At 39.9% G+C, this 22,892-nt stretch carries 17 protein-coding genes; 10 read left to right on the top strand and 7 right to left on the bottom strand.

What is annotated here, in order from left to right:
• Positions 1 to 11: 11 nt before the first annotated feature.
• From BVC88_RS12280 to BVC88_RS12260, 5 genes are all read left to right on the top strand, one after another.
• The gene (locus BVC88_RS12280; protein WP_075351000.1) at positions 12 to 1,031 is read left to right on the top strand and encodes an alpha/beta fold hydrolase; all 1,020 of its coding nucleotides are present in this window, start codon (positions 12 to 14) and stop codon (positions 1,029 to 1,031) included.
• On the top strand, positions 1,021 to 2,265 hold the full coding sequence (locus BVC88_RS12275) for a DNA recombination protein RmuC (protein WP_075350999.1): 1,245 nt from the start codon (positions 1,021 to 1,023) through the stop codon (positions 2,263 to 2,265). Before BVC88_RS12280 ends, BVC88_RS12275 begins: the two co-directional genes overlap by 11 nt.
• Positions 2,266 to 2,420: 155 nt before the next feature.
• Complete coding sequence (trkA, locus tag BVC88_RS12270; RefSeq protein WP_075350998.1) at positions 2,421 to 3,767, top strand: Trk system potassium transporter TrkA; 1,347 nt, start codon at positions 2,421 to 2,423, stop codon at positions 3,765 to 3,767.
• Positions 3,768 to 3,770: 3 nt separating this feature from the next.
• Entirely contained in the window at positions 3,771 to 5,219 is a 1,449-nt protein-coding gene (locus tag BVC88_RS12265; protein ID WP_075350997.1) for a TrkH family potassium uptake protein, read from the top strand.
• Between the two features lie 111 nt (positions 5,220 to 5,330).
• Entirely contained in the window at positions 5,331 to 6,806 is a 1,476-nt protein-coding gene (locus BVC88_RS12260; protein ID WP_075350996.1) for a sulfatase family protein, read from the top strand.
• Between the two features lie 8 nt (positions 6,807 to 6,814).
• Here BVC88_RS12260 and BVC88_RS12255 read toward each other — a convergent pair whose 3' ends face one another.
• On the bottom strand, positions 6,815 to 9,274 hold the full coding sequence (locus tag BVC88_RS12255; protein ID WP_075350995.1) for a ligase-associated DNA damage response DEXH box helicase: 2,460 nt from the start codon (positions 9,272 to 9,274) through the stop codon (positions 6,815 to 6,817).
• Positions 9,261 to 10,856, bottom strand: a complete 1,596-nt coding sequence (locus BVC88_RS12250; protein ID WP_075350994.1) for an ATP-dependent DNA ligase — start codon at positions 10,854 to 10,856, stop codon at positions 9,261 to 9,263. Before BVC88_RS12250 ends, BVC88_RS12255 begins: the two co-directional genes overlap by 14 nt.
• A gap of 128 nt (positions 10,857 to 10,984) precedes the next feature.
• Here BVC88_RS12250 and BVC88_RS12245 point away from each other — a divergent pair, with 128 nt between their 5' ends.
• Positions 10,985 to 11,497: a hypothetical protein gene (locus BVC88_RS12245; RefSeq protein WP_075350993.1), complete on the top strand. Its 513-nt coding sequence runs from the start codon at positions 10,985 to 10,987 to the stop codon at positions 11,495 to 11,497.
• 67 nt (positions 11,498 to 11,564) lie between these two features.
• Here the strand turns inward: BVC88_RS12245 and BVC88_RS12240 are convergent, their stop codons facing one another.
• Together BVC88_RS12240 and BVC88_RS12235 are read right to left on the bottom strand one after the other, a co-directional pair.
• Positions 11,565 to 12,167: a hypothetical protein gene (locus BVC88_RS12240; RefSeq protein WP_075350992.1), complete on the bottom strand. Its 603-nt coding sequence runs from the start codon at positions 12,165 to 12,167 to the stop codon at positions 11,565 to 11,567.
• A gap of 30 nt (positions 12,168 to 12,197) precedes the next feature.
• Positions 12,198 to 14,504, bottom strand: coding sequence for a TonB-dependent receptor (locus tag BVC88_RS12235; RefSeq protein ID WP_083639089.1), 2,307 nt, complete (start codon positions 14,502 to 14,504; stop codon positions 12,198 to 12,200).
• Positions 14,505 to 14,722: 218 nt separating this feature from the next.
• Between BVC88_RS12235 and BVC88_RS12230 the strand changes: the two genes are divergently transcribed.
• Positions 14,723 to 16,087, top strand: coding sequence for an exonuclease domain-containing protein (locus BVC88_RS12230; protein WP_075350990.1), 1,365 nt, complete (start codon positions 14,723 to 14,725; stop codon positions 16,085 to 16,087).
• Here BVC88_RS12230 and ypfJ read toward each other — a convergent pair.
• Positions 16,084 to 16,983, bottom strand: a complete 900-nt coding sequence (gene ypfJ, locus BVC88_RS12225) for a KPN_02809 family neutral zinc metallopeptidase (protein ID WP_075350989.1) — start codon at positions 16,981 to 16,983, stop codon at positions 16,084 to 16,086. The genes BVC88_RS12230 and ypfJ overlap by 4 nt on opposite strands.
• A gap of 98 nt (positions 16,984 to 17,081) precedes the next feature.
• Between ypfJ and BVC88_RS12220 the strand changes: the two genes are divergently transcribed.
• Positions 17,082 to 17,855 carry a 3-keto-disaccharide hydrolase gene (locus BVC88_RS12220; protein ID WP_075350988.1) on the top strand — a complete coding sequence of 258 codons (774 nt, stop codon included), beginning with the start codon at positions 17,082 to 17,084 and terminating at the stop codon, positions 17,853 to 17,855.
• A gap of 22 nt (positions 17,856 to 17,877) precedes the next feature.
• On the opposite strand, the gene BVC88_RS12215 is transcribed toward BVC88_RS12220, so the two are convergent.
• A complete protein-coding gene (locus tag BVC88_RS12215; RefSeq protein ID WP_075350987.1) occupies positions 17,878 to 18,345 on the bottom strand; it encodes a SixA phosphatase family protein in 468 nt (155 codons plus the stop codon).
• Positions 18,346 to 18,499: 154 nt separating this feature from the next.
• Here BVC88_RS12215 and topA point away from each other — a divergent pair, with 154 nt between their 5' ends.
• Positions 18,500 to 20,824, top strand: coding sequence for a type I DNA topoisomerase (gene topA, locus BVC88_RS12210; RefSeq protein ID WP_075350986.1), 2,325 nt, complete (start codon positions 18,500 to 18,502; stop codon positions 20,822 to 20,824).
• Positions 20,825 to 20,844: 20 nt separating this feature from the next.
• Positions 20,845 to 21,966, top strand: a complete 1,122-nt coding sequence (locus BVC88_RS12205; RefSeq protein WP_075350985.1) for a carboxypeptidase-like regulatory domain-containing protein — start codon at positions 20,845 to 20,847, stop codon at positions 21,964 to 21,966.
• A gap of 46 nt (positions 21,967 to 22,012) precedes the next feature.
• Here the strand turns inward: BVC88_RS12205 and BVC88_RS12200 are convergent, their stop codons facing one another.
• A complete protein-coding gene (locus BVC88_RS12200; RefSeq protein WP_075350984.1) occupies positions 22,013 to 22,891 on the bottom strand; it encodes a 3-hydroxyacyl-CoA dehydrogenase in 879 nt (292 codons plus the stop codon).
• Between the last annotated feature and the right edge of the window lies 1 nt (position 22,892).

Below are 22,892 nucleotides of genomic sequence, written 5' to 3'. Positions count from 1 at the left end.
ATTTACTTTATATGAATTGGATCAAACGAATCTTCAAAACCATTGCAGTGATCATACTGTCTTGCATTTTCTTTCTCATGCTGATCTATCGGAGTGATATTCCAATTGATGAAATCGAGAAAAAATACCAGACTCCCCAATCTCACTTTGTAGAGGTAGATGGTATTAATGTACACGTTCGATTCATGGGAGAGGGGGTTCCAATAGTTTTGCTTCATGGAAGTTTTGCTTCGCTCCATACTTGGGAAGCTTGGCAGGAGGATCTCAGCCCTTATTTTATGACTATTTCGCTTGATTTTCCCGGTCATGGACTTACTGGCCCAGATCCCGAAAAACGCTACAGTATTCGAGATTATAGCCAACTCGTAATTCGATTGATGGAGAAATTAAATCTGGAAAAATACCATCTGGCTGGTAATTCGATGGGAGGGGCTGTTGCTTTACAAATTGCATCTACGCGTCCGGACCGAGTGATCAGTTTAAATCTTATTGACGCTTCTGGAGCTCCAACAATTCCTGTGAGAGAGTTACCTGATTCTACTGTCAAATCAAACTCAAATGGTGGGGCTTTGATTTTTCGGGTTGCAAGAAATCCTATTTTTTCAAAACTGCTCTTGAAGTGTACTCCAAAATTCCTTTTTGCAATGAACATGAAGCAGGTTTATGGAGATGAATCTAAGATTAATGAGCTGACCTTGGATCGATATTATGAGCTTATGCTTCGAGAGGGAAATCGAAAAGCGACGCTGGATCGATTGACTGGACCTCGGGATTCTGATGTTGATTTTTCCAGATTGACTATGCCGACGCTAATTCTTTGGGGAGAAAAGGATTCTTGGATTCCAGTAAGACAAGGATACGTATTGGAAAAAGCTATTGCGGGATCCAATTTAATTATTTTCCCAGGTGCAGGTCATGTTCCAATGGAGGAAATTCCGACGGAGTCTGTCGCTGAATATCTTTCATTCTTAGGTGTGGAGATTCGCAAGGACTATCTTGAGGCTCCAAATTTTGTGACTTATGCCGATTGAAATTCTCCTTTACCTTGTTATTGTTTTACAACTTGGATTGCTTCTATTTTTAATTTTCAGGAGAAAAAACGGGAATGAAAAAGAACTCTTAACACAGGAATTAGCCCGAATGACCAAAGAACTGGATTCGGCTTTGGCACAGGCCAGAAAAGAGTCAAATGAAAATCTTACCAACCAATTTCAGCTTGTTTTTAATTTTCTTCGTGCGAGCTCAAAAGATCAAAATGAAGCTTTAAAATCATTTGGTGAGGTTTTTAGGCAGAATGTTCAGGATTTCAATAATCTTCAGCGAGAAAAATTTTCTGAGCTCAACCGTCGCCAGGAGGAATTGATGAAAAGTACAGAACTGAGATTGGAGAAAATCAGGGAAACTGTAGATGAAAAGCTTCAAAAGACATTAGAAACACGATTAGGACAATCATTTGAGATGGTAAGCAACCAGCTGCAGGCCGTTCAAAAAGGACTGGGAGAGATGCAGAGTCTTGCCAACGGAGTGGGTGATCTAAAACGAGTACTCACCAATGTGAAGAGTCGAGGTGTTTTGGGAGAATATCAGCTTCAGGCAATTTTGGAGAACTTACTTAGCCCAGATCAATTCATTGTCAATGCCTCTGTAGGGAATGGTAGTCGGGAGCGGGTAGAGTTTGCAGTCAAAATGCCCGGTCAAGAAGAATCAGTATTGCTACCAATTGATGCCAAGTTTCCTCAAGAATCTTACCTCAGACTGGTTGATGCGTATGAAATAGCCTCCAAAACTACCATTGATACCAGCCGTGCGGAGTTATTCAAAGCAGTTCGAAAAGCCGCAGCTGATATCCAATCCAAATATATTCATCCACCCTATACCACAGATTTTGCGATTCTTTTCCTTCCAGTGGAAAGTTTATATGCCGAAATTCTGCGTGAGCCTGGTCTTGCACAGGAGATTCAGACAACCTACAAGATCATAGTTACTGGGCCCACCACATTATCTGCGATTTTGAATAGCCTCCAAATGGGATTCAGAACACTGGCAATTCAAAAGCGAAGTTCTGAAGTATGGCAGGTGCTTGGCGCCGTAAAGACAGAATTCGGGAAATTTGGCGAATTGATTGAGAGAACCCAGAAGAAACTTGGAGAAGCAAATTCAGAATTGGATAAGCTAGTAGGAGCTAGAACAAGGGCGATTCAACGAAAATTAAAAGATATCCAGGAATTACCTGAAAAGGCATCTTCAACACTTTTGGATGAATAAAAACTAAAACTCTCTAAATTTTCATGATAAAAGGAGCTAGAAAAGGAGAATTTTGATTGAATAGGTGAATCTGTGCAAAAGAATTTGCTTGAATTCTGATTCCCAACGCGAAAGATATTATTTTTGCACCATCTAAAATCACCTGAACTACCTCTATGGGGATGAATATAGTGATTGCTGGAGCTGGAGATATGGGGTACCATCTGGCGACACAATTAAGTTACGATAATAAGGATATCATTTTGATCGATACAGATCGCGAAGTCCTGGATTATGTTTCCTCCAAACTTGATGTTTTAACTGTGCAAGGAGATGCAACTTCCTTTGAAGTTCTTCAACGCGCCAATGTTGAAAATGCAAGTATGGTTTTGGCGGTTACCACTTCCGAAAAGACTAATATCGTTACCGCTCTACTTGCCAAGCAACTAGGAGCAAAACGTGTAATGGCGAGAGTTAGGAATCACTCCTATCTGGAGACTGACAATCTTGCCTACTTTAATAATCTTGGAATTGATAATTTGATATCTCCCACCATGCTTTGTAGCAGGGAGATTTATAACATGATCGAAAACTCAAGTTTTACGGAGATTTTTGATTTTGGTGGTGGGAAATTGAATATAGTAGGGGTTACACTTGATCAAACTAATCCGCTTGTAAATCAGCGGATTATGGATACAAAGTCCAATCCTATTTTTGAAGATATTCGGATCATTGCGATACTTCGCGATCAAAAGACAATTATTCCAAGAGGAAGTACGATTATCCGAAATATGGATCACGTATTCTTTGTGTCAAACAAAAAAAATACCGAAAACATCCTTGAGATCCTTGGGCAAAAGAAAGTAGAAGTCAAGAACATCATGATTATTGGTGGAGATGATATGGCGCTGACTACTGCATTGAGACTGGAAGGAAAATACCGAGTTACTCTGGTTAACAAAGACAAAGAAAGATGTAAGTGGCTTGCAGAAAATCTTAAAAGCAGCTTAGTAATCAATGGTGACTATAAAAATATTGAATTGCTAATTGAAGAGGGATTGGAGCAAATGGATGCTTTTTTAGCATTGACTGAATCTTCGGAGACTAACATTATCACCAGTCTTTCTGCTAAAAATCACGGGGTTTATAAAACCATCGCCCACGTAGATACAAGGGAATACATTCATATTTCACATAGTATTGGAGTCGATTCATTAATCAATAAAAAACTGGTAGCGGCTAATGAGATTTCAAGATATCTCAAAAAAGGCTCAGTTGATGCGGTCTCTGGTATCTATGGCGTTGATGCTGAGTTCATCCAATATTCGATTTGTAAGAATAACAGAGTGATCAAAAACCCACTTCGGGATCTTCATTTTCCGGATTCTGCGATAATTGCGGGAGTAATACGTGGAGAGGAAGTATTAATTCCAGATGGAGACTTCCAGTTGGCCTTAAATGACAAAGCAATTGTTTTTGCACTTCCAGACGCCAAGACTGCATTGGAAAAAATCTTTCATTAAGGCATGATCCATTTTAAAGCTATCGGTAAAATCATGGGAGCACTCTTGGTGCTCATAGCACTTTTGATGCTACCAGGGATTGGGTTTTCCCTCCATTTTGGTGAAGATCCTTGGCCAGTTTTGACTTCCTCAGTCATTGCCATGATTATCGGTGTTGTATTGTTTCTTTCATTTTCCAAACAAGATCAAAATATCCGTAAGAGAGAAGGATACCTTATCGTAGCGATTAGCTGGCTTTTTATGGCTGGTTTTGGTATGCTTCCTTATATTTTGAGCAAAGAGATTACCGGTTTTGCAGATGCTTTATTTGAAACAATGTCCGGACTCACTACAACGGGAGCATCAATTTTAACGGATATTGAGGCCATGCCGAAGGGCTTGCTTTTTTGGCGTAGTATGACTCAATGGATAGGTGGTTTGGGTATTATTGTGCTTACCGTTGCTATTTTCCCACTATTGGGAATTGGTGGTATTGAGCTTTTTGTTGCAGAATCTCCAGGACCTACTTCGGATAAAGTTCACCCGAGAATTTCCGAGACAGCGAAGCGCTTATGGTATGTGTATGTGGGCCTGACTCTCGCTGCAATGCTCCTTTATTGGGCTGGGGGAATGACCTTCTTTGATGCAATTAATCATGCACTGACTACACTTGCAACAGGAGGATTCTCCACCAAAAACAATAGTTTGGCCTTTTATGACTCTGCTTTTATCCAATACACTGCTATCTTTTTCATGTTTCTTGCAGGTACAAACTTTACCGTTATTTACTTTGGGCTAGTTGGTAAATTTAAAAGAGTCCTTCAGAGTGATGAATTCAAAACCTATGCATTTTCCTTATTAGCAATAGCCTTAGTGCTTTATTATCCAATTATGGCTAGTGGTGGAGTTTCTAATGAATTAGCGTTTAGGAAGTCATTATTTCAGGTGGTTTCCATTATTACTACTACCGGATTTGTTACTGATGATTACACTCAATATGGTGAGGGAGTCACTTTCATTTGCTTTATGCTTTTGTTTATCGGTGGTTCAGCTGGTTCTACAGCAGGGGGAATAAAGTTTGTGAGACACCTGACTTTTATTAAAAATTCATGGCTGGAATTCAAGCGATTAGTCCACCCCAGAGCAATTGTTCCTTTAATGATTAACGGTGATAGGGTAACAGGAAGAATCATTACCCATATCATGAATTTCCTTTTGATTTACCTTCTGACTTTTGTGATGGGATCCTTGGTTCTTTCCATCATGGGTTACGATCTGATGACATCTTTTGGAGCAGTAGCAACCAGCTTGGGGAATGTAGGTCCTGGAATTGGTAAAGTCGGGCCCGTTGATAATTTCGCCTTCTTTTCGCCAGGAGCTAAGATTTTCCTTTCCTTAATTATGCTTTTGGGAAGACTTGAATTATTTACGATTCTGATTCTTTTTACGCCGTTTTTCTGGAGAGCAAATTAAATTCCCTTTAATATTTTGCTCTGGTCTTTATTGATGGCATGCTGATTTCAGGATGGAGCATGATGATTATTTTCTGATTTTCATAGAAATAGGGTTTATATCTGTTTGAAAATGAAAAATCACTCCTTAATCATTCTTGTCCTTCTCGCTGCTTTTTCCGCTTGTTCTCAAAAGCCAAGCTCCCCAATTGGATTGGAAGCTGAGTATCCTACAAAACCAAACCTGGTTTTTATTCTGGCAGATCAGTGGAGAGCTGAGGCAACGGGATATGCAGGTAATCCTGATGTGATCACTCCTAATTTGGATAGACTGGCATCTGAAAGCCTGATTTTTGAAAATGCAGTCACGGTGATGGCGGTCTGTGCGCCTTGGAGAGCTAGTTTCCTTACCGGGCAATATCCGCTAACGCATGGAATCTTTTACAATGACAAACCACTGGATTCTGAAGCGATTACCCTCGGAAAAATTTATAAGGAAGCAGGCTATCAAACAGGTTACATTGGCAAATGGCATTTAAATGGGCATCAAAGGGGAGAGGATCCATTTAGTGGCAGAAATCAACCTGTACCGAAAGAAAGGAGGCAAGGCTTTGATTATTGGAAAGTCCGAGAGGTAACTCACGATTACAACAATTCATTTTATTTCGATGAGAATGATCAAAAGCAATTTTGGACCGGGTATGATGCTTTTGCACAAACCGATAGCGCCATCAGCTACATTCAGCGAAATAAGGAAAATCCATTTGTGTTGGTGATGTCCTGGGGACCGCCACACGATCCTTATCCCACGGCTCCACAGGAATTTAAGGATCGATATGACTGGAGAAAAATCAAACTTCGACCCAATGTACCACTTGCGTTGCAAGATAGTGCCAAGCGGGTCATCGCAAATTATTATGCTCATATCACGGCGTTGGATTCTGCTTTAGGAAGATTGTTGGATGAAATTGATAATGCAGGCTTAGCCGAAAATACCATCTTTGTTTTCACCTCAGAACATGGAGATATGTTACTTTCCAAAGGGGTTTTGAAAAAACAACGTCCTTATGATGAATCGATTAAGGTTCCAATGTTAATTCGTTTTCCTTCTAAATTCGGAAAGTCTTCTAGGAATATTTCCAATCCAATTAATACACCTGATTTGCTTCCAACACTTTTGGGTTTAAGCGGAATTGCAATACCAGAAACAGTTGAAGGAAAAGATTTTTCAAACAGCCTGATTTCCGGAAAAGAAATTGTAAGTGAAGCCGCTCTTATCATGCTTCCAGTTCCATTTCATGAGTGGCAATTCAAAAATGGGGGAAGGGAGTTTAGGGGAATTCGAACCCGTCGCTATACCTATGTCAAAGATTTGAAAGGACCTTGGCTTCTGTACGACAATGAGAAGGATCCATATCAGATGGATAACTTAATCGGAAGGACAGATTTTAACACGCTGGAAAGTTCAATGGAAACTATCCTAATGAAAAAACTAGCCGAAAGGAATGATGAATTTCTTCCGGCTGATGAATACATGACCCAGTGGAATTACTTGTATGACCGAACGGATAGTATTCGTCCGGCTAATTATTTGGAGATTAATCGTTAGGTCCCTTTTTAATCCTGAATCGCAAACTGCGCCTGAATCTTTGCTACCCGATCTTCGATGCTTTCGGAAGAAATAGAAGTACGATTTAATCGATCCACCATTATTGGAAATGAAAAAGGCGTGAACTGTACCGGATAGCGCACATCAATTTTTTGTTGATTTAGCTTTTCCATCGCCTGAATAAATTTATCCTGTTCCACTTGGCTGTTTAATGCCTCTTGATGCGCTTGTTTTAGCAAAAGGTTGTCCGGATCATAGGTTTCAAATACCTGAAATAACAGACTAGAGTTGGCTTGGATATGCTTAAAAGTGGTGGGTTTCCCCGGATAGCCCTGAAAAACCAGGCCGGAAATACTCGCAATCTCTCTGAATTTTCTTCGGGTCATCTCACTTTCATTCACGCAGTGCAGCAAATCTTCTCTTATATTTTTCATCGAAAAGAGATCTTCCTCCAGCAACTCATCAATAGGAATAGGGCTGTCTGACAAAATCTCGAATCCATAATCATTCATCGCCATATTCAAAGAAACAGGGTAACTGACACTGATACGATAGGCAATCAGCGCACTCATCAGCTCATGTATCATCAATCCCTCAAAAGGATAAAAAAAGAGGTGGTAACCTTGTGAAGACCTGTGTGACTCGATTAAAAAAGTATCTCGGTTTGGAACAATCGAGAGTCGCTTTTGTAAATCTAAAATCGGTAAAACCCTTCTGATTTCTTCTGAATCGCAGATCCCCTGATTATAATCTTCCAAGAGTTCCCGGATCTTTTCCGCAAGCTTGGAGGATAAAGACATCCGAGCACCCATCCAACTGACCACATTACTGGTTTTTTTCTCGGATACTTTCACATAGGCATTCATATCTTTTACCTGAAGCAATTCCAAACTTCGCCCTGCAAAAAAGAACCGGTCCCCCAGTTTCATTTTCGAGATAAAATACTCTTCCACCGTCCCTAGGAAAGCTCCGTTTTTGAATCGGATTTTAAGCATGGCATCCGAAACGATAGTCCCCATCGAAAGCCTATGCTTCATCGCAATCCGTTTATTGGTTACCCTGTATTTACCATCCTCGGCTAAGTTCACTTTTAGAAAATCCTCATAACTTCCCAGGGAATTTCCTCCCTTGGTGATGAAATCAAGCATCCAATTCATTTCTTCTGCAGTCAATTTTGAAAAAGTCCGAGTTCTTTTGGCAACTTCAAAAGCGTGATTTGCATCAAAACCTTCTCCCACAGCGAGTGTCACCAAAAATTGAATTAACACATCGTAAGTTAAAACTGGGGGGAATTGGGATTCCATTTCTCCTTTTTCAATTGCATCGCGAAGAGCAGCAGCTTCAATTAGCTCAAGTGCATTGGTAGGCACAAAGAAAATCTCAGAAGGTAATCCAGGTTGATGCCCAGCCCTTCCGGCACGCTGAATAAATCTTGAAACGCCCTTTGGGCTCCCGATCTGAACGACTCGATCAACAGGTCTAAAATCGACTCCCAAATCCAAACTTGAGGTACAAACCACCAATTTCAATCGGCCTTCATGCAGCGATTGCTCAACCCAAGATCGCACAGACATATCGAGCGATCCATGATGCATGGCAATCCAGCCCGCCCAGTCAGGTCTTGCCTCAAGGATTTTTTGATACCAAATCTCTGTCTGCGAACGGGTATTGGTAAAAAGAAGTACCGTTTTTCCTGATTCAATGATTGGGATGACTTTTTCCAGCATTCGAATTCCGAGATGGCCAGCCCAGGGATATTTTTCGATTTCCTCCGGAAAAACTGAATGGAGTATAATCTCTTTTTCAATTTCGGCTTTGACAATATGAACAGGAAGATCATTACCGAGAAGCGTTTTTGCCGCTTCTTCTATGTTTCCCAAGGTTGCAGAAACTGCCCATCTTCTGAAATTAGTCGGACAGATGGATTGAATATATTCCAAAGCTAATTGGACCTGTACTCCACGTTTGTTACCTACGAGTTCGTGCCACTCATCTACGACGATGGTTTGGATGTTGGAAAAAAGTTTGAGATGATCCTTTTGAGAAATTAGAATATGAAGAGTCTCAGGAGTAGTGATCAGGCACTCAGGAGGTCTTCTTTTGAGTGCAGCTCTGGTCTTTGCATCAGTGTCACCATTTCTCACTGCAACGGTCCATGGCAAACCAATTGATGTACAAACCTCCTGCATCGCAAGTTGTATATCCTGAGCCAAAGCTCTGAGAGGAGTCACCCAGATGAGTTGAATTCCATTGTTTTGTGGCTTCTTCCATGTCTCTGGGTTGTTTTGAATGTATTCTAAAATGACCGGAAACCAAAGGGCAAAGGTTTTTCCAGAACCCGTTGGTGCATTGAGCAGCCCAGATTTACCATCCAGAAAATCATTCCAGGTCTGAATTTGAAAAGGAAAGGGTTTCCAGCCTTTTTCTTCAAAATAAGTAAGACCAATTTCAAGTCTATTTCCCTCCATACAGTTTCAAAAGGTCTTTCAAATCAGCTAAAGAATTGGCCTCTTCTTTGGGTTTGTCCTTTCTCCAACGTGAAATTCGGGGAAATCTTAATGCGATCCCACTTTTGTGACGAGGACTGTCTTGGATTCCCTCAAAAGCAATTTCAAATACCAATTCCGGATTTACTGTTCGAACCGGTCCAAATCGTTCCTTGGTGTTTTTCTTGACAAATGAATCGACTTCTTTCATTTCCGCATCAGTCAACCCAGAGTAGGCTTTTGCAAATGGAACCAGTAGATCACCATCCCAAACAGCGAATGTATAATCACTGTAAAGATCGGCCCGGCTTCCGTGGCCTTTTTGAGCATAAAGCATGACTCCGTCTATTGTCAATGGATCTATTTTCCATTTCCACCAACTTCCTCTTTTTCTTCCTGTTTCATAATAGGAATCCTTTCGCTTGAGCATGAACCCTTCTGCAAAATAATTTCTGGACTCTTCTCTGAGCATAGAGTACTCCGTCCAACTATTAGCTTCGATGGGGGTCGACAATTCGAAATTTGTATGATCAATGGATTTAAACAGGTATTCTAATTTTAATCTCCGCTCTGCTAGCGGTTGATCACGAATATCCTTTCCTTCAAACTCCAATAAATCGTATGCTAAAAGGCTTACAGGGGCTTCTGTAAGAATTTTTTTACTGACATTTTTTCTACCGATTCGTGTTTGAAGTAGATTGAAGGGCAGGGGACTTCCATTTGTGAAGCATAAGATCTCACCATCCAAAACCGTCCCGTCTGGCAGACTATTACCGAGATTAGCCAACTCTGGGAATTTCTCCGTCACTAATTCTTCTCCACGGCTCCAGATAAATGTTTCCCCTTTTCTTCGAATCAATTGTCCCCGAATTCCATCCCATTTCCATTCTACCTGCCATTTGTTAGGCTCATCAAGTGCTTCGATTCCTTTTTCCAGACTATGTGCCAAAAAGAAAGGATATGGTTTTGATAAATCCTCTATTGCCGAATCTGAATCAAATAGCTTTTCAAAGCTGGTTTCTATCGGATCCCAATTTCCCATCAAGGCATGGGCTATAAATGATTTTTCTTTCTTCAAGTGGACCGCAAGGGCTTTGGAAATCAGGTTTTGACTGACTCCAATTCGAAATCCTCCTGTGAGAATTTTATTGAAAATAAAACATTCTTCTTTGGTGAGTCTATTCCATGAATCCTGAATCATCCACTTTTTCTCTTCGTCTGAAAGTCCCTTGAGTTCAATCAGTTTATTTATCCAATCGGCTAAGCTGATCTCTTCATTCGATTTTTGGTGGGGTAGAAGAAGAGCTATTGTTTCTGCTAGGTCGCCTACTGTATGATAGGATTCCTCAAAAAGCCATTCGGGGATTTCAGATAGTTCAATACACCATTCACGCAACTGACGGGTAGTCACTTGGCGCTTAGGCCTTCTATGTGTAAACAGTGCAATTGCCCAAACTTTATCCTCATCACTCGCATTTGAAAAAAAAGTTTCCAATGCGGCCAACTTATCATTGGTTTTGTTGCTTTGGTCAAGTTCGGTGATTAGCTGCGAGAAGTGTTTCATAGATTTTCAAACTCCAAGTTCCCGAATTAGAAAGGATCGCGAGGGGATTAATTGAAAAGATTTATATTTATTAAACCTAAAGGAACAGAAAGTGATTTTTGTCCGTTTAGAAATTAAACTGTAGAAATATGAGAAAGTTAATCTTTGGATTTGTGATTCTACTCGGATTTTCGGCTTGTTCCGAATCCGACCCAGAAGAGCTCACTAACAATAAAATTGAATATCAGCTATTTCAATCCAGTGACTTCAATTATTCCGGGACATTGGAAATAGTTGAAATGGTTAATGGTGGATTGGAATTTAATATAAAATTGGTGGGCGCTGCGGGCAATGAAGCTACCAGTTTCCCTACACACTTGCATTTTGGAAATTACGAGCAACCTGAAGCAGTCATAGCAGCCGTTCTTCAACCTGTAAACTCAGCGACACTCAGTAGCAAAACTGTTTTGAGCGAATTATCAGACGGGACTAAGTTAGATTTTGAAAAAATGAAAACCTTTGACGGTCATGTTAAAATCCATTTAGCAGCTGATGGTCCTGAATATCAGGTGATATTAGCATCAGGAAATGTAGGGATGAATCAAACAAATGCAGAAGGTTTCGACCGTTCTAAAATTGCTGTTTGTGGAAATTCTTTCTAAAACAGAATAGATTTAAAAAATAAAAGGCAACCAATGGGTTGCCTTTTTTATGGATTTGAGTTGTCAATTAATTCAAAATTAATGGGAAAGTAATATCGAGGTCACTTTCTCCTCCCGCTTGTACAAAATTCTCAAAGCTAGGATTGGTTGCACCTGGGAAGTTTTTGTCCAAATCATGTCTGAGAATAATTCTCATATTGGCATTATTGAATCCTGGACTAGCAGCTACAGTCACAATACCTTGTACTCCAATTAATTCACCGGAAAGGTCATCGTATTGGTAAGTTAAAACAGGGGAACCTACAAAAGCTGTACCTAGGAAGAAGAATTGGTGCTCATCGCCTTCCTCTAAGATTTCTTCAGTTATATCTTCATTCTCAATTGAATTTCTAACTTCTATGTTGAGTTGATAAGTTTTTCCTTTAGTCAAGGTTACATTATCAATAGTTGGAGTAGCGCCGACTTCTATTCCTTGTGGATCCGATGCACTGAAAGTGGTCACAGCTCCTACAAGATTTCCTGTGGCATCTAGTTCTTGGAAGTTCAGAATCACATCAGTAATTACTTCTGCGTCGTTTTCAATTACAGGATCATCACTTTCGCATGCAGTAAAAAAAGACAGAGCGAAAAAAGCCATTACGTAGACCAGATTTTTTTTTGAATTGAACATAGTTGGATAATTTAAATTAATTGGTTTTAATTAGAATTGATAGTTGATTTTTAATAGAATATTTCTTCCCATATCATCTGTGAAGTATCTAAACCGGTTCATGTATTCTTTGTACGATGTATTGAATATATTTTGGACTTGAATTCCAAGATTGAGCTTGTTCGAATGAACCTGAAGTTGTTTTTGATAGGCCAAATTAAACAGTGCGTATCCTGGAGGAGCGGGTGCAATGTCAAAGTCTGGTTCTCGTGTTTGTTGAGCTACCAAAATATTGCTTAAGGTCACCTTATTCGTTTTCCCATTTCCGGAGTCAAAATCATAAGCAAATCCCCAATCCATTCGATCTGAAGGAATAAATGGGAAATAATTATTCTCATCAGTATTCTTTGCTCTGATTATGGAGCCTTTTGCATAGGCACTAATTTTCTCTGTAAACTCATAACTTCCCGCAAAATCAAACCCGTAGAAAAACGCATTAGCCTGTAGGTATTCATATACATTGAATGTCCCCCTTAGACTGACCACAGTTTCACCTGTAGGATTAAGATAGATGTAGTTGTTGATTTGATTGGCGTATCCAGTAACTTCCAAATGGAGGTTGTTATGGTCGTATTCCAATTCATTCACCCATTTGAATGACTTTTCGGAATTCAATTCCGAATCTCCTATTTCAACTGCGGCAGCACCATGATGTAGACCCTGACTGAATAATTCGTTCACATTTGGAGGTCTCCACGCTGACCCTAGGTTAGAACTGAACGATAATCTTGGATTAATTTGGAAAAGGCCACCTATGAATGCAGAGAAATTTTGATAATCGAGGTCAGCTTCCTGAAGCTCATTTTGAATAAATCGAGCTGTCTGAACATTCCTGAGGTCATATCTAAGTCCTGCTTCTAATTCAAGGGGTCCTTTTGAATATTTCTCCATCAAATAGAATCCCACATTCACCATGTCGTAGTTTGGAATCAATGGGGTTACCCCAGTTCCAGGGACATTTGAATTGGCTTGCTGAATCAAGTTCACACCCCAAGTCCCACTGAATTCATTTCTGTGGGTATGGTCAACAAATAGATCAAACGTGTTGGTGTAGAGCTTTAGGTCCAGACTTGGTCTATCGTTCAGATCACCTCTTCTTCGATCGTATTCTTCTCTGAGATTCAGTTGAAAACCATATTGCGCGTTCAATTTCCAGTTTTCTGAAAGGTGATAATGAGATTTTACCTTTGCCAAATGATGGGAAACAACCTGTTTGGGATTGTTAATCTCATAAGTGAAATCAGCATTGGTAAAAGGCCTCCCATTTTGAATGATTTGTTCAAGGTCACTTAGGTTTCCAGTGTGCGCATCTCTTAGAATACCTATTGAAGTATTGAAAAAGCTGTAATAAGTTTCAATTCCCAATTTTGAACTGGAATATCCCAAAGCCCCGGAGAAATTAAGTTCGCTCATCCCTGTATTATCCTGATAATAATCGGGGGATTTCACATTTCCTGCACGTTTGGCGGAGGCTTGAACACGATAACCTAAACCATTTATTTTTCCAGACCCTCCGCTGTGAGTGACCGAAATATTCCCCATTCTACTATTTGTACCTCCAAGGAGATTCAATTCTGTTTTTCGGGATTTCTTGGTAGCCAATGGGGCGGGATTTACTAGAATTACGCCACCCATTGCCTCAGGGCCATATCTTACTGTTTCTGCCCCCTTCACAACAGTGATTTCATCTGCAAGAAAGGGATCAATTTCCGGTGCATGCTCAGCTCCCCATTGTTGCCCTTCCAGTCTGATTCCATTATTTAAAATCATGATCCGGTTGCTGTGCATTCCATGGATAACAGGCTTAGAAATCGTATTTCCTGTAGAAAAAGTTGTCACCCCAGCAATTCGCTTTAGACTTTCACCCAGATTTTCACCTCGTGCGGCAAGAAGTTCATCTCCATATAATGCAGTCAGTGCAGTGGTAGTTTGAACAGCATCTCGATGTCCATGAATCTCTACACCAACCAGATCAAGGGATTCTTCTTCCATTCTATAGGTTTTGTTGAATGAATTAGTATTGAGTGATATGGTGTCTAAAATTTCTTTGTGACCAAGGAATTGAATTTTTATAGTGTAGCTACCCGGACATAAATTTCTAATAACGAAGTTTCCATCCTGATCTGTGATTTCTCCGCGCTCCACTTCATTGATCCAGATGTAGGCAGATTCTATAGGTTCATTATTTTCCAAATGAATTACCTTCCCGCGAATCACAAGATTACAGTCCTGAGCCATTCCGTTTGAAATGGATAGGATAAGAATAAAAAGGGTAAATGCGTATTTAATGAAGTTCACGAAGCAAAAATAGGATTCAATATTTCTTTAAACCAATAAAAATGAAACAAAGTTGCAAAAAGGGATAAGCGGTTTAAAATTTGAATTGGAAAATAAAATTCCTGTAGAAATAAACGGGGTAATTCATAAGACTTCTCCCTTTAAGCTTAGTCTATTCTTGTTCCGACATTCGATGACAATTAAAAATAAATAATCATATGAATCGCTTAATTTGAACCATGGAATATGCGATTGTCGATATAGAGACTGCTGGAGGAAATCCAAAAGGAGGGGGGATTACAGAAATTGCGGTGGTAGTTCATGATGGTGAAAAAATCATTCAGGAATATCAAACCCTTTTGAACCCAGAGATGGCGATACCCACCTATATTACCGGATTGACTGGAATCGATAATTTCATGGTTCGGCACGAGCCAAAGTTTCAGGATATTCAGGACGAATTATGGGAATTGCTAAAGGATCGGGTCTTTATTGCTCATTCAGTAAATTTTGACTTTGGTTTTATCCGAGAGGCATTTTTAAAGGAGGGAAAAGATCTCAAATCTCCAAAACTTTGCACGGTGAGGTTAAGTCGAAAAGTGTTTCCAGGCTTGAAATCTTACAGTTTGGGTAGGATTTGTGAAAATCAAAAGATTCCAATCACTGCCAGGCATCGCGCTATGGGGGATGCAATGGCTACCGCTATTCTTTTTGATCGTATGATCAAGCAGGCTCCTGAAATTGTATTACAATCCTTGAAAAAAAATTCTGGAGAGGCATTTCTTCCTCCAAATTTTCCAAAGTCCAAATTCTATGAAATCCCTGATCAATGTGGAATTTATTACATGCTAAATGAAAAGGGGAAAGTGATTTATGTGGGTAAAGCAGTAAACATCAGAGAACGGTTCAAAAATCATTTTTCCGGAAATGTATTGCCTCACCTGAAACAAAAATTAAAGGCTGAAGTGGTTGATTTACAATGGAAACTAAGTGGTACTGAGTTTTTGGCTTTGCTTATGGAAGTGCTGGAAATAAAAAGGTTATGGCCTGAATATAATTCCGCTTTGAAACTTCCGAAAACGATGTGGGGGCTTTTCCACTATGAAGATGGAAGTGGGTATGGTCGGTTCCAGATCTCGAAAGTGACCAGACATCTTCAGCCTGTAGAATCTTTTTTTTCCTTGGAGGAAGCGACCAATTTTCTCAAAGAAGCGATGGTGAATTTTCAGCTTTGTCCCAAGCTTAGCGGTTTAAGAAAAGTCAACTGCAGCCAAGAAAGTGAGCAGCAATGCAGTGGTGCTTGTAAAAGTGAAGAAGATCATTTGTCCTACAATCAGAAAGTCAGATCTTTTCTAGATCAGATCAAAGTCAGCCAAAAAGAAATTTTATTGGAATTTGAATGCAGGGAGGAATCAGAAAAGGCTTACTGCGTATTTGATCGTGGCATATTGACTCGATTTGGTTTTGTAAAAGATCTGGATGAAAAGGAGGATTTGATTTCCAGGCTTGAGAGTGTCCCAAAAATTCCAGAGACATATTATATCCTACGGCAATTTTTCCCAAAATTTCATGCTGACCAAATCCAAATCCTGGAAACAACCTAAAGATCTACAGCACTAAATGTATCTCCTTGTTTCAGATCTCCTGTGTCAAAACCCTTTCTAAACCACTTCATGCGCTGAGCAGAAGTGCCATGGGTAAAAGAATCGGGCACAACTCTACCAGTTGATTGTTTTTGAAGTCGGTCGTCTCCGATCGCATTAGCGGCATTCAAAGCTTCTTCGAGGTCTCCTCGTTCGAGCCAGCCACTTAGTTGCTGGCTGTGATGAGCCCAGACGCCAGCCAGAAAATCTGCCTGAAGTTCTAATTTAACTGAATATTGATTGTATTCTTTTTGACTCACTTGCCCTCGAAGTCGATCCATTTCTTCGGTGATCCCCAAGATTTTTTGGATATGATGTCCTACTTCATGGGCGATTACATAGGCCTGTGCAAAATCTCCAGGAGCATTTAAACTTTGTTCCATTTCTTCGAAAAAGCTCAAATCGATGTAAAGCTTTTCATCCCCTGGACAGTAAAAAGGTCCTGTTGCTGCGGATGCATTTCCACAGGCAGAGGAGACAGATCCTGTAAATAATACCAAGGTTGGTTCTCTATAATTATCAATCAATTGATTCCAGATTACCTCAGTATCACCCAAAATCGTGGCACTAAATTCTGCCAGTTCATCTTCTTCAGCTGTTGGAGTATAATTGGTTTCCGTGGTGAAACCTTGAGCTCCACCACCTAAAATATTTCCTATAAAGGTCAGAGGATTCGTACCTGTGGCGAAAGAAAAAATGGCAATGATTCCGACGATGATTAATCCAGTCTTGGAAAATAAAAGCTTGACAAGATATCCAAGCATCATTGGATTTAATCCGCCACCTCCCATTCCTCCTGAAGATTTACCCCTACGGTCCTCTACATTTGAGCTTTGTTTTTTACCTTCCCATTTCATGTAAAAATTGATTTTATTTCATTTAAAATTAACCAAATTGAAATCTGATATTTCTACCTAAGTTGAAATTCAACAAATAAAACCAAAACCCAATACCTATGAAAGCCAAATTTTCTTCTTTGTTGATCCTAGCATCGATCTCATTTCTTACTCTCTCTAGTCTACAAGCTCAGACCGGAGTAGGTCAAAAGCCCGAGAAAGGGGCCAAAGTATATCTGGATGGATCTAAAAAATCTCTTGAAAAAAACTGGATTTACTGGGAAGGTCCAAGATTCTCGGCAGAGATGCCTATCAAATGGCCAGAAGTTACTGATCCGGTAGATGGTGGAAAAGCCATCTCGAGCATTGATCCTGCGGGTGCCGGTGGAAAATACGGCGCAGCTGACATAGTGACTAAAGATGAATTTAAAGATTTTCGAGCCCATGTCGAGTTTCTGGTTATGGCAGAAGGAGGAAATAGCGGCGTCTATCTTCAAAACAGATATGAAGTGCAAATTCTAGATGGAGATTATGGTTTGCATGGGATGGCGGCTTTAATAAATGAGCATTTGCCAACATCGGAGGAGTACAATGGTGTGGGCAAATGGAATGCTTATGACATTGTTTTTAGAGCTGCACGGTTTGAAGATGGGAAATTAGTTGAAAAACCTCGCGCAACAGTCTATTTCAATGGTGTAAAGATCCATGAGGACAAGGAGATTTCTCAAGTTTGGGGAGGACCGAATTCTGGACTTGATGGGGGTAATGATGGAGGAAAAGGAATTACGGATAGACCGGGCGGACTCAAACTTCAGGCGGAAGGACATGATGTGCGTTTTCGGAATATTTGGATCAAAAAGCTTGATTTAGCAAGTCCTGATACAGATTTTTAAAAAATAAGGCCGCTCCGGGAAATCATTCTAATATTTCCCGGAGAGACCCTGTTGCATGTCCAATCATGTTCCACTCTGGGACATTTAATTCAATTATTGCCATCATTCCAGGTTGCAATCCAAAATAAGCAGAGCCGGTAATATTGGAAAGTAAAAGACTGATCGTTGGATTATGACCAACCAAAAGACAAGTGTCAGCATCTTTTGGAGTTTTTTCCAATAATGTAATCAGTGTATTTAAATCCCCTTGATAGATTTTTTTTGTGATCTGCGAGTTCTTGATTTCAATTGATTTTTCAATTAATTCAGCAGTCTCCTGAGTTCGTTGAGCTTCGGAGCAAAACATGAAATCCAGAGATATTCCTGAAGATTTTAGGGTTTGTCCTAATCTAAAAACTTTTTCTCTTCCTCTTGATGTGAGTTGTCTTTCGAAATCCAAACCTTGAGAAAAACTTGCTTCGCCGTGCCTCAATAAGAATAACTGTTTCATTTCTTGTGTTTTTATTAATGAAAAATCTTGATTTAAAGCTCAAAAATCCTTCCAAATAAAGGGAGATAAAAAGGATTAATTTGGACGAGAAAACAATGCCCTCTATTTTTAGCACATCGAATAAGGGTGTGAACCCTCTAAAAAATCCAGTTTTATGTCAAAAAACCTTGTTATCGTCGAGTCACCTGCAAAAGCAAAAACTATTGAAGGGTACCTTGGCAAAGATTATAAAGTAGCTTCCAGCTACGGTCATGTGCGTGATCTTCCAAAAGGAGATAAAGCTATTGATATTAAAAACAGGTTTAATCCGACATATGAAGTCACTGCGGACAAAAAAGAGGTAATCAAAAATCTCAAAAATTTAGTCAAAGATGCAGAGACAATCTATCTGGCGAGTGATGACGACCGTGAGGGAGAAGCCATTTCCTGGCACTTGAAAGAGGTATTAAAGCTGAAAGATGAAAATACCAAACGGATTGTATTCAGGGAGATTACCAAAAATGCCATAACCAAAGCAATTGAAAATCCGAGATCGATCGATTATGATTTGGTAAACGCGCAACAAGCGCGAAGAATTTTAGACCGATTGGTTGGTTTTGAGCTTTCCCCTATACTCTGGAAAAAAATCAAGACAGGTTTATCCGCGGGACGAGTGCAGTCTGTAGCAGTGCGCTTGATCGTGGAAAGAGAACGAGAAATCGAGCAACATAAATCAAAGTCAAGCTTTCGAATCACCGCAATTTTCGAGGTAGAAGGAAAAACCTTTCAGGCTGAATTGCCTAAAAAATTCGAAACTAAGGCTGAGGCAGAAGAATTTCTGAAAAACTGTTTAGCTGCTGAGTTTTCGGTAGAAAACCTGGAGAAAAAACCAACAAAAAAGACTCCAGCGGCACCTTTCACGACCTCAACCCTACAGCAAGAGGCTAGTAGAAAGCTATATTTCTCAGTGGCACAAACGATGTCTGTAGCTCAAAAGCTTTATGAAGCGGGAAAAATAACCTACATGAGAACGGATAGTGTAAACTTATCCGATGATGCGATGAGTTCTGCAAAAAATGCCATCGTCAATTCTTTTGGAGAGCAATATCATAAGTCAAGAAAATTTACTACCAAGTCAGAAGGAGCTCAGGAAGCTCACGAAGCCATCCGACCAACTGACTTTTCAAGTTTTGAAGTTACAGGAGAGCGAAACGAGCAGCGATTGTACGAGTTGATTTGGAAACGAGCTATCGCTTCTCAAATGGCAGATGCTGCTTTGGAGAAAACAACCATAACCATAAAGATCTCCAATGCAGATCAAAAATTAGTCGCAACTGGTGAGGTTATCAAGTTTGATGGTTTTCTAAAAGTTTATCTCGAAGATACTGATGACGAACCAGAGGAAGACGAGGCAAACGGAAAGGCTCTACTTCCTTCTTTGACCATCGGTCAATCTCTTCATTTGCAAGAAATGAAAGGGCGTGAGTCATTTACAAGACCTGCACCAAGATATACAGAAGCCTCTTTGGTGAAAAAACTGGAAGAATTAGGAATTGGTAGACCATCAACTTATGCACCTACTATTTCTACTATTCAGCGAAGAGAATATGTGATCAAAGAATCCAGAGATGGAGTACCTAGAAAATATGTAGAAATGCTTATTTCTGATGGTAAATTCTCTGATGCTACTAAAACGGAAACCACTGGAGCGGAGAAACAAAAACTTTTCCCTACGAATATTGCAATGGTAGTGAATGACTTTCTTGTAGAGCACTTCCCGAATGTGATCGATTTTAGCTTTACTGCAAGAGTTGAAAAAGAGTTTGATGACATTGCATCAGGTGGTCAGGTTTGGCAGGATATGTTGGAATCTTTCTATGGGAAATTTCATCAAAGTGTTTCTGATACGGAGCAGGTTTCCAGACAGGATATTAATTCAAGCCGAGAAATTGGAATTCATCCTGTAAGTGGAAAGCCAATCATTGCTAGATTGGGAAAGTTTGGGCCTTTGGTTCAAATAGGAGACAGTGAGGATGAAGAGAAGCAATTTGCAAGCTTGAAAAAAGGTCAATTCATCGAGAATATCACGCTTGAAGATGCCTTGGAATTATTCAAACTTCCTCGCGATGTAGGTCATTTTGAGGATAAAAAGATTGTTGCTGCCATAGGAAGATTTGGCCCATATATTAGACACGATGGAGCTTTTGTTTCTTTGGGTAAAGAGCTTGATCCTTTGAGTATCACTGAAGAGGAGGCGATACAACTCATTAAAGACAAAAGAGAAGCAGATGCCAAAAAGCATATCAAGTCCTTTGATGAGGATCCTGAAATACAGATTTTGAATGGTAGATGGGGCCCTTATATCAAAAAAGGTAAGGACAATTTCAAGATCCCAAAAGGAAAAGAAGCAGAAAGCTTAACCTATGCTGAAACTATCGAAATTATTGAAAATCAGCCTGAAGTGAAGAAAAAAGGAAGATTTGCTAAAAAGAAGAGCTAATTTGATTTAATACTATTCCTGTGAAGACAAGACAAATTCAGACATTAATCAAGACTGTTTTTTTCTTGTCTTTTCTTTTTTTAGGAAGTTCAGTTTTTGGGCAGCACGTTTTTAAAGGGTCTGTGGTCGATGCATCTCGAAATGAACCAATTCCTTACGCAACCATCTTTTTGACCAATACGACCTTTGGAATCACAGCCGACGAGGAGGGGAAATTTTCTATGGAAATCCCCAAAGGCAATTATGATGTGATCGTTAGAATGCTTGGATTTGAATCTTTGACTTTTGCTTTGAATTCTGCTGAGTTAAAACCTCAAGGCTACAAAGTGATGCTTCTGCCACTTGAGGATGAATTGGATTTGATTGAAGTAGAGGAAGAACGAGACCCTGCTTGGTATAGGAATCTTGAAATTTTCAAAATGTATTTTCTTGGCTCCTCCAAAAACGCAAAAAAATCTATTATTCAGAATGAAAAAGACCTTCGATTGGATGATCAATCCCAACCAGGTGTACTGAATGTGAAAGCTGCCGATGTCTTGAAAATCAAAAATCCAAATCTTGGCTATCAACTTGAATATGTTTTGACCGATTTTAGTTTTGACCGAAGAAGAGGATATATTTTTTATGGTGGTAATCCACTATTTATTCAGGATACCTCGGCCCAAAAGGGAAAGCTAAAAAACATAGAAAATAACAGGGAAGAAGCATATCGGGGAAGTTTGCAGCATTTTATCCGTGCGCTTTATAGAGGGAAGGTAGCCGAGGAAGGATTTGAGATTCGTAGACTAGATCGGATTCCCAAGGATGGAGGTTTCCTTGATCAGTTAACAAGCCAACGATTAGATGAAGAATCTTTGTTGACTCGGGGAGAGGATGGAAAAGTGACTATCAGTTACGATTTCCATTTGCATATTCTTTACAAACTGGAAAAGGAATCCAGTGAATATGCCGGGATTATGAATGGAAAAAAAGCAATCAACCAAACTTCAATCATGAAGCTTGAAGTGGATTCGCTTGAGCTCTATGAAAATGGGGGCTATGCCAATCCTTTTGGTATCATGGTGGAGGGCTACATGGCTTGGGAGCGTGTGGCCGATCTTTTACCATTGGACTATAAAGAAAAAAGCGGTCAGAAGCCTTAGACTTCCTCTCGCTTTTTCCATTTATTTTAATAGATTACTAGGTTTTTTATTTGGCAAAGTTTGGGTCTCGATAACTGGGATTAGGATACTTATAGAATCCTTCACCTGTTTTTTCACCTAATTTCCCTTGGTCGATGTAAGTTTTTAAAAGTTTGGCAAAAGCCTGAGATGCAGCATCAGGCATATTGTGAGTGACATGCCAGGCTGTTTCGAGTCCAATGGAATCTAAAATCCCAAATGGTCCCATAGGCATATGGAAATTCACCATCCAGGATTTATCTATGTCTTCAATTTCTGCGACATCGCGAGTCTTCAGCTTGCCAGCTGCACCAATTAAAGCCATTAACATGGTGTTGAAAATATATCCGGGATTTTCTTTTTTTACCAAAACCGGAACTTGATTCAGTTTTCTTCCCAGGACTTCCAGCAAAGGAATCAGATCCGGATCTGTGCCTGGATGGGGCATGATATCGACTATTCTGGAATAAAACACATCATGAAAGTGAAAAGCACAGAATTTAGCTGGTCTTCCTGAATCTTTGGCAAACATGGATGGGAGCAAGTAGGAGGTGTTGGTAGTGAAAATGGTCCTTTCAGGAGCGATTTCCCCAAATTGTTTCCATACTTTTTTCTTAAGCTCAGGGTTCTCAGTCACACTTTCATTTATGAAATCCGCATCTTCAACTGCCTCTAATGGATTCATTGTAAATGTGATTCGCTTAAGTGCCATTTTCCCTTCTTCCTCAGAAAGCTCCCCGGCTTTTTCCAGTTGACGGAGAATCTTTTCCATTGTTTTAAGTGAAAAATCCAGACTCTTCTGATGAATGTCATACACAGATACCTGATAGCCGGAAATAGCTGATTGTAAGGCAACTCTTGATCCAAGCGTTCCAGCTCCAAGGATGCAAATTTTATTAATGTTCATT

This window comes from Algoriphagus marinus (assembly GCF_001936475.1).
In the GTDB taxonomy this organism is placed as follows: domain Bacteria; phylum Bacteroidota; class Bacteroidia; order Cytophagales; family Cyclobacteriaceae; genus Algoriphagus; species Algoriphagus marinus.
This window is presented reverse-complemented; position numbering and strand designations above follow the sequence as displayed.

Excerpts from the sequence above, each read along its gene's own strand:
- BVC88_RS12280 (WP_075351000.1), top strand. The coding sequence starts at position 12 with ATGAATTGGATCAAACGAATCTTCAAAACCATTGCAGTGATCATACTG.
- BVC88_RS12275 (WP_075350999.1), top strand. The coding sequence starts at position 1,021 with ATGCCGATTGAAATTCTCCTTTACCTTGTTATTGTTTTACAACTTGGA.
- trkA (WP_075350998.1), top strand. The coding sequence starts at position 2,421 with ATGGGGATGAATATAGTGATTGCTGGAGCTGGAGATATGGGGTACCAT.
- BVC88_RS12265 (WP_075350997.1), top strand. The coding sequence starts at position 3,771 with ATGATCCATTTTAAAGCTATCGGTAAAATCATGGGAGCACTCTTGGTG.
- BVC88_RS12260 (WP_075350996.1), top strand. The coding sequence starts at position 5,331 with ATGAAAAATCACTCCTTAATCATTCTTGTCCTTCTCGCTGCTTTTTCC.
- BVC88_RS12255 (WP_075350995.1), bottom strand. The coding sequence starts at position 9,274 with ATGGAGGGAAATAGACTTGAAATTGGTCTTACTTATTTTGAAGAAAAA.
- BVC88_RS12250 (WP_075350994.1), bottom strand. The coding sequence starts at position 10,856 with ATGAAACACTTCTCGCAGCTAATCACCGAACTTGACCAAAGCAACAAA.
- BVC88_RS12245 (WP_075350993.1), top strand. The coding sequence starts at position 10,985 with ATGAGAAAGTTAATCTTTGGATTTGTGATTCTACTCGGATTTTCGGCT.
- BVC88_RS12240 (WP_075350992.1), bottom strand. The coding sequence starts at position 12,167 with ATGTTCAATTCAAAAAAAAATCTGGTCTACGTAATGGCTTTTTTCGCT.
- BVC88_RS12230 (WP_075350990.1), top strand. The coding sequence starts at position 14,723 with ATGGAATATGCGATTGTCGATATAGAGACTGCTGGAGGAAATCCAAAA.
- ypfJ (WP_075350989.1), bottom strand. The coding sequence starts at position 16,983 with ATGAAATGGGAAGGTAAAAAACAAAGCTCAAATGTAGAGGACCGTAGG.
- BVC88_RS12220 (WP_075350988.1), top strand. The coding sequence starts at position 17,082 with ATGAAAGCCAAATTTTCTTCTTTGTTGATCCTAGCATCGATCTCATTT.
- BVC88_RS12215 (WP_075350987.1), bottom strand. The coding sequence starts at position 18,345 with ATGAAACAGTTATTCTTATTGAGGCACGGCGAAGCAAGTTTTTCTCAA.
- topA (WP_075350986.1), top strand. The coding sequence starts at position 18,500 with ATGTCAAAAAACCTTGTTATCGTCGAGTCACCTGCAAAAGCAAAAACT.
- BVC88_RS12200 (WP_075350984.1), bottom strand. The coding sequence starts at position 22,891 with ATGAACATTAATAAAATTTGCATCCTTGGAGCTGGAACGCTTGGATCA.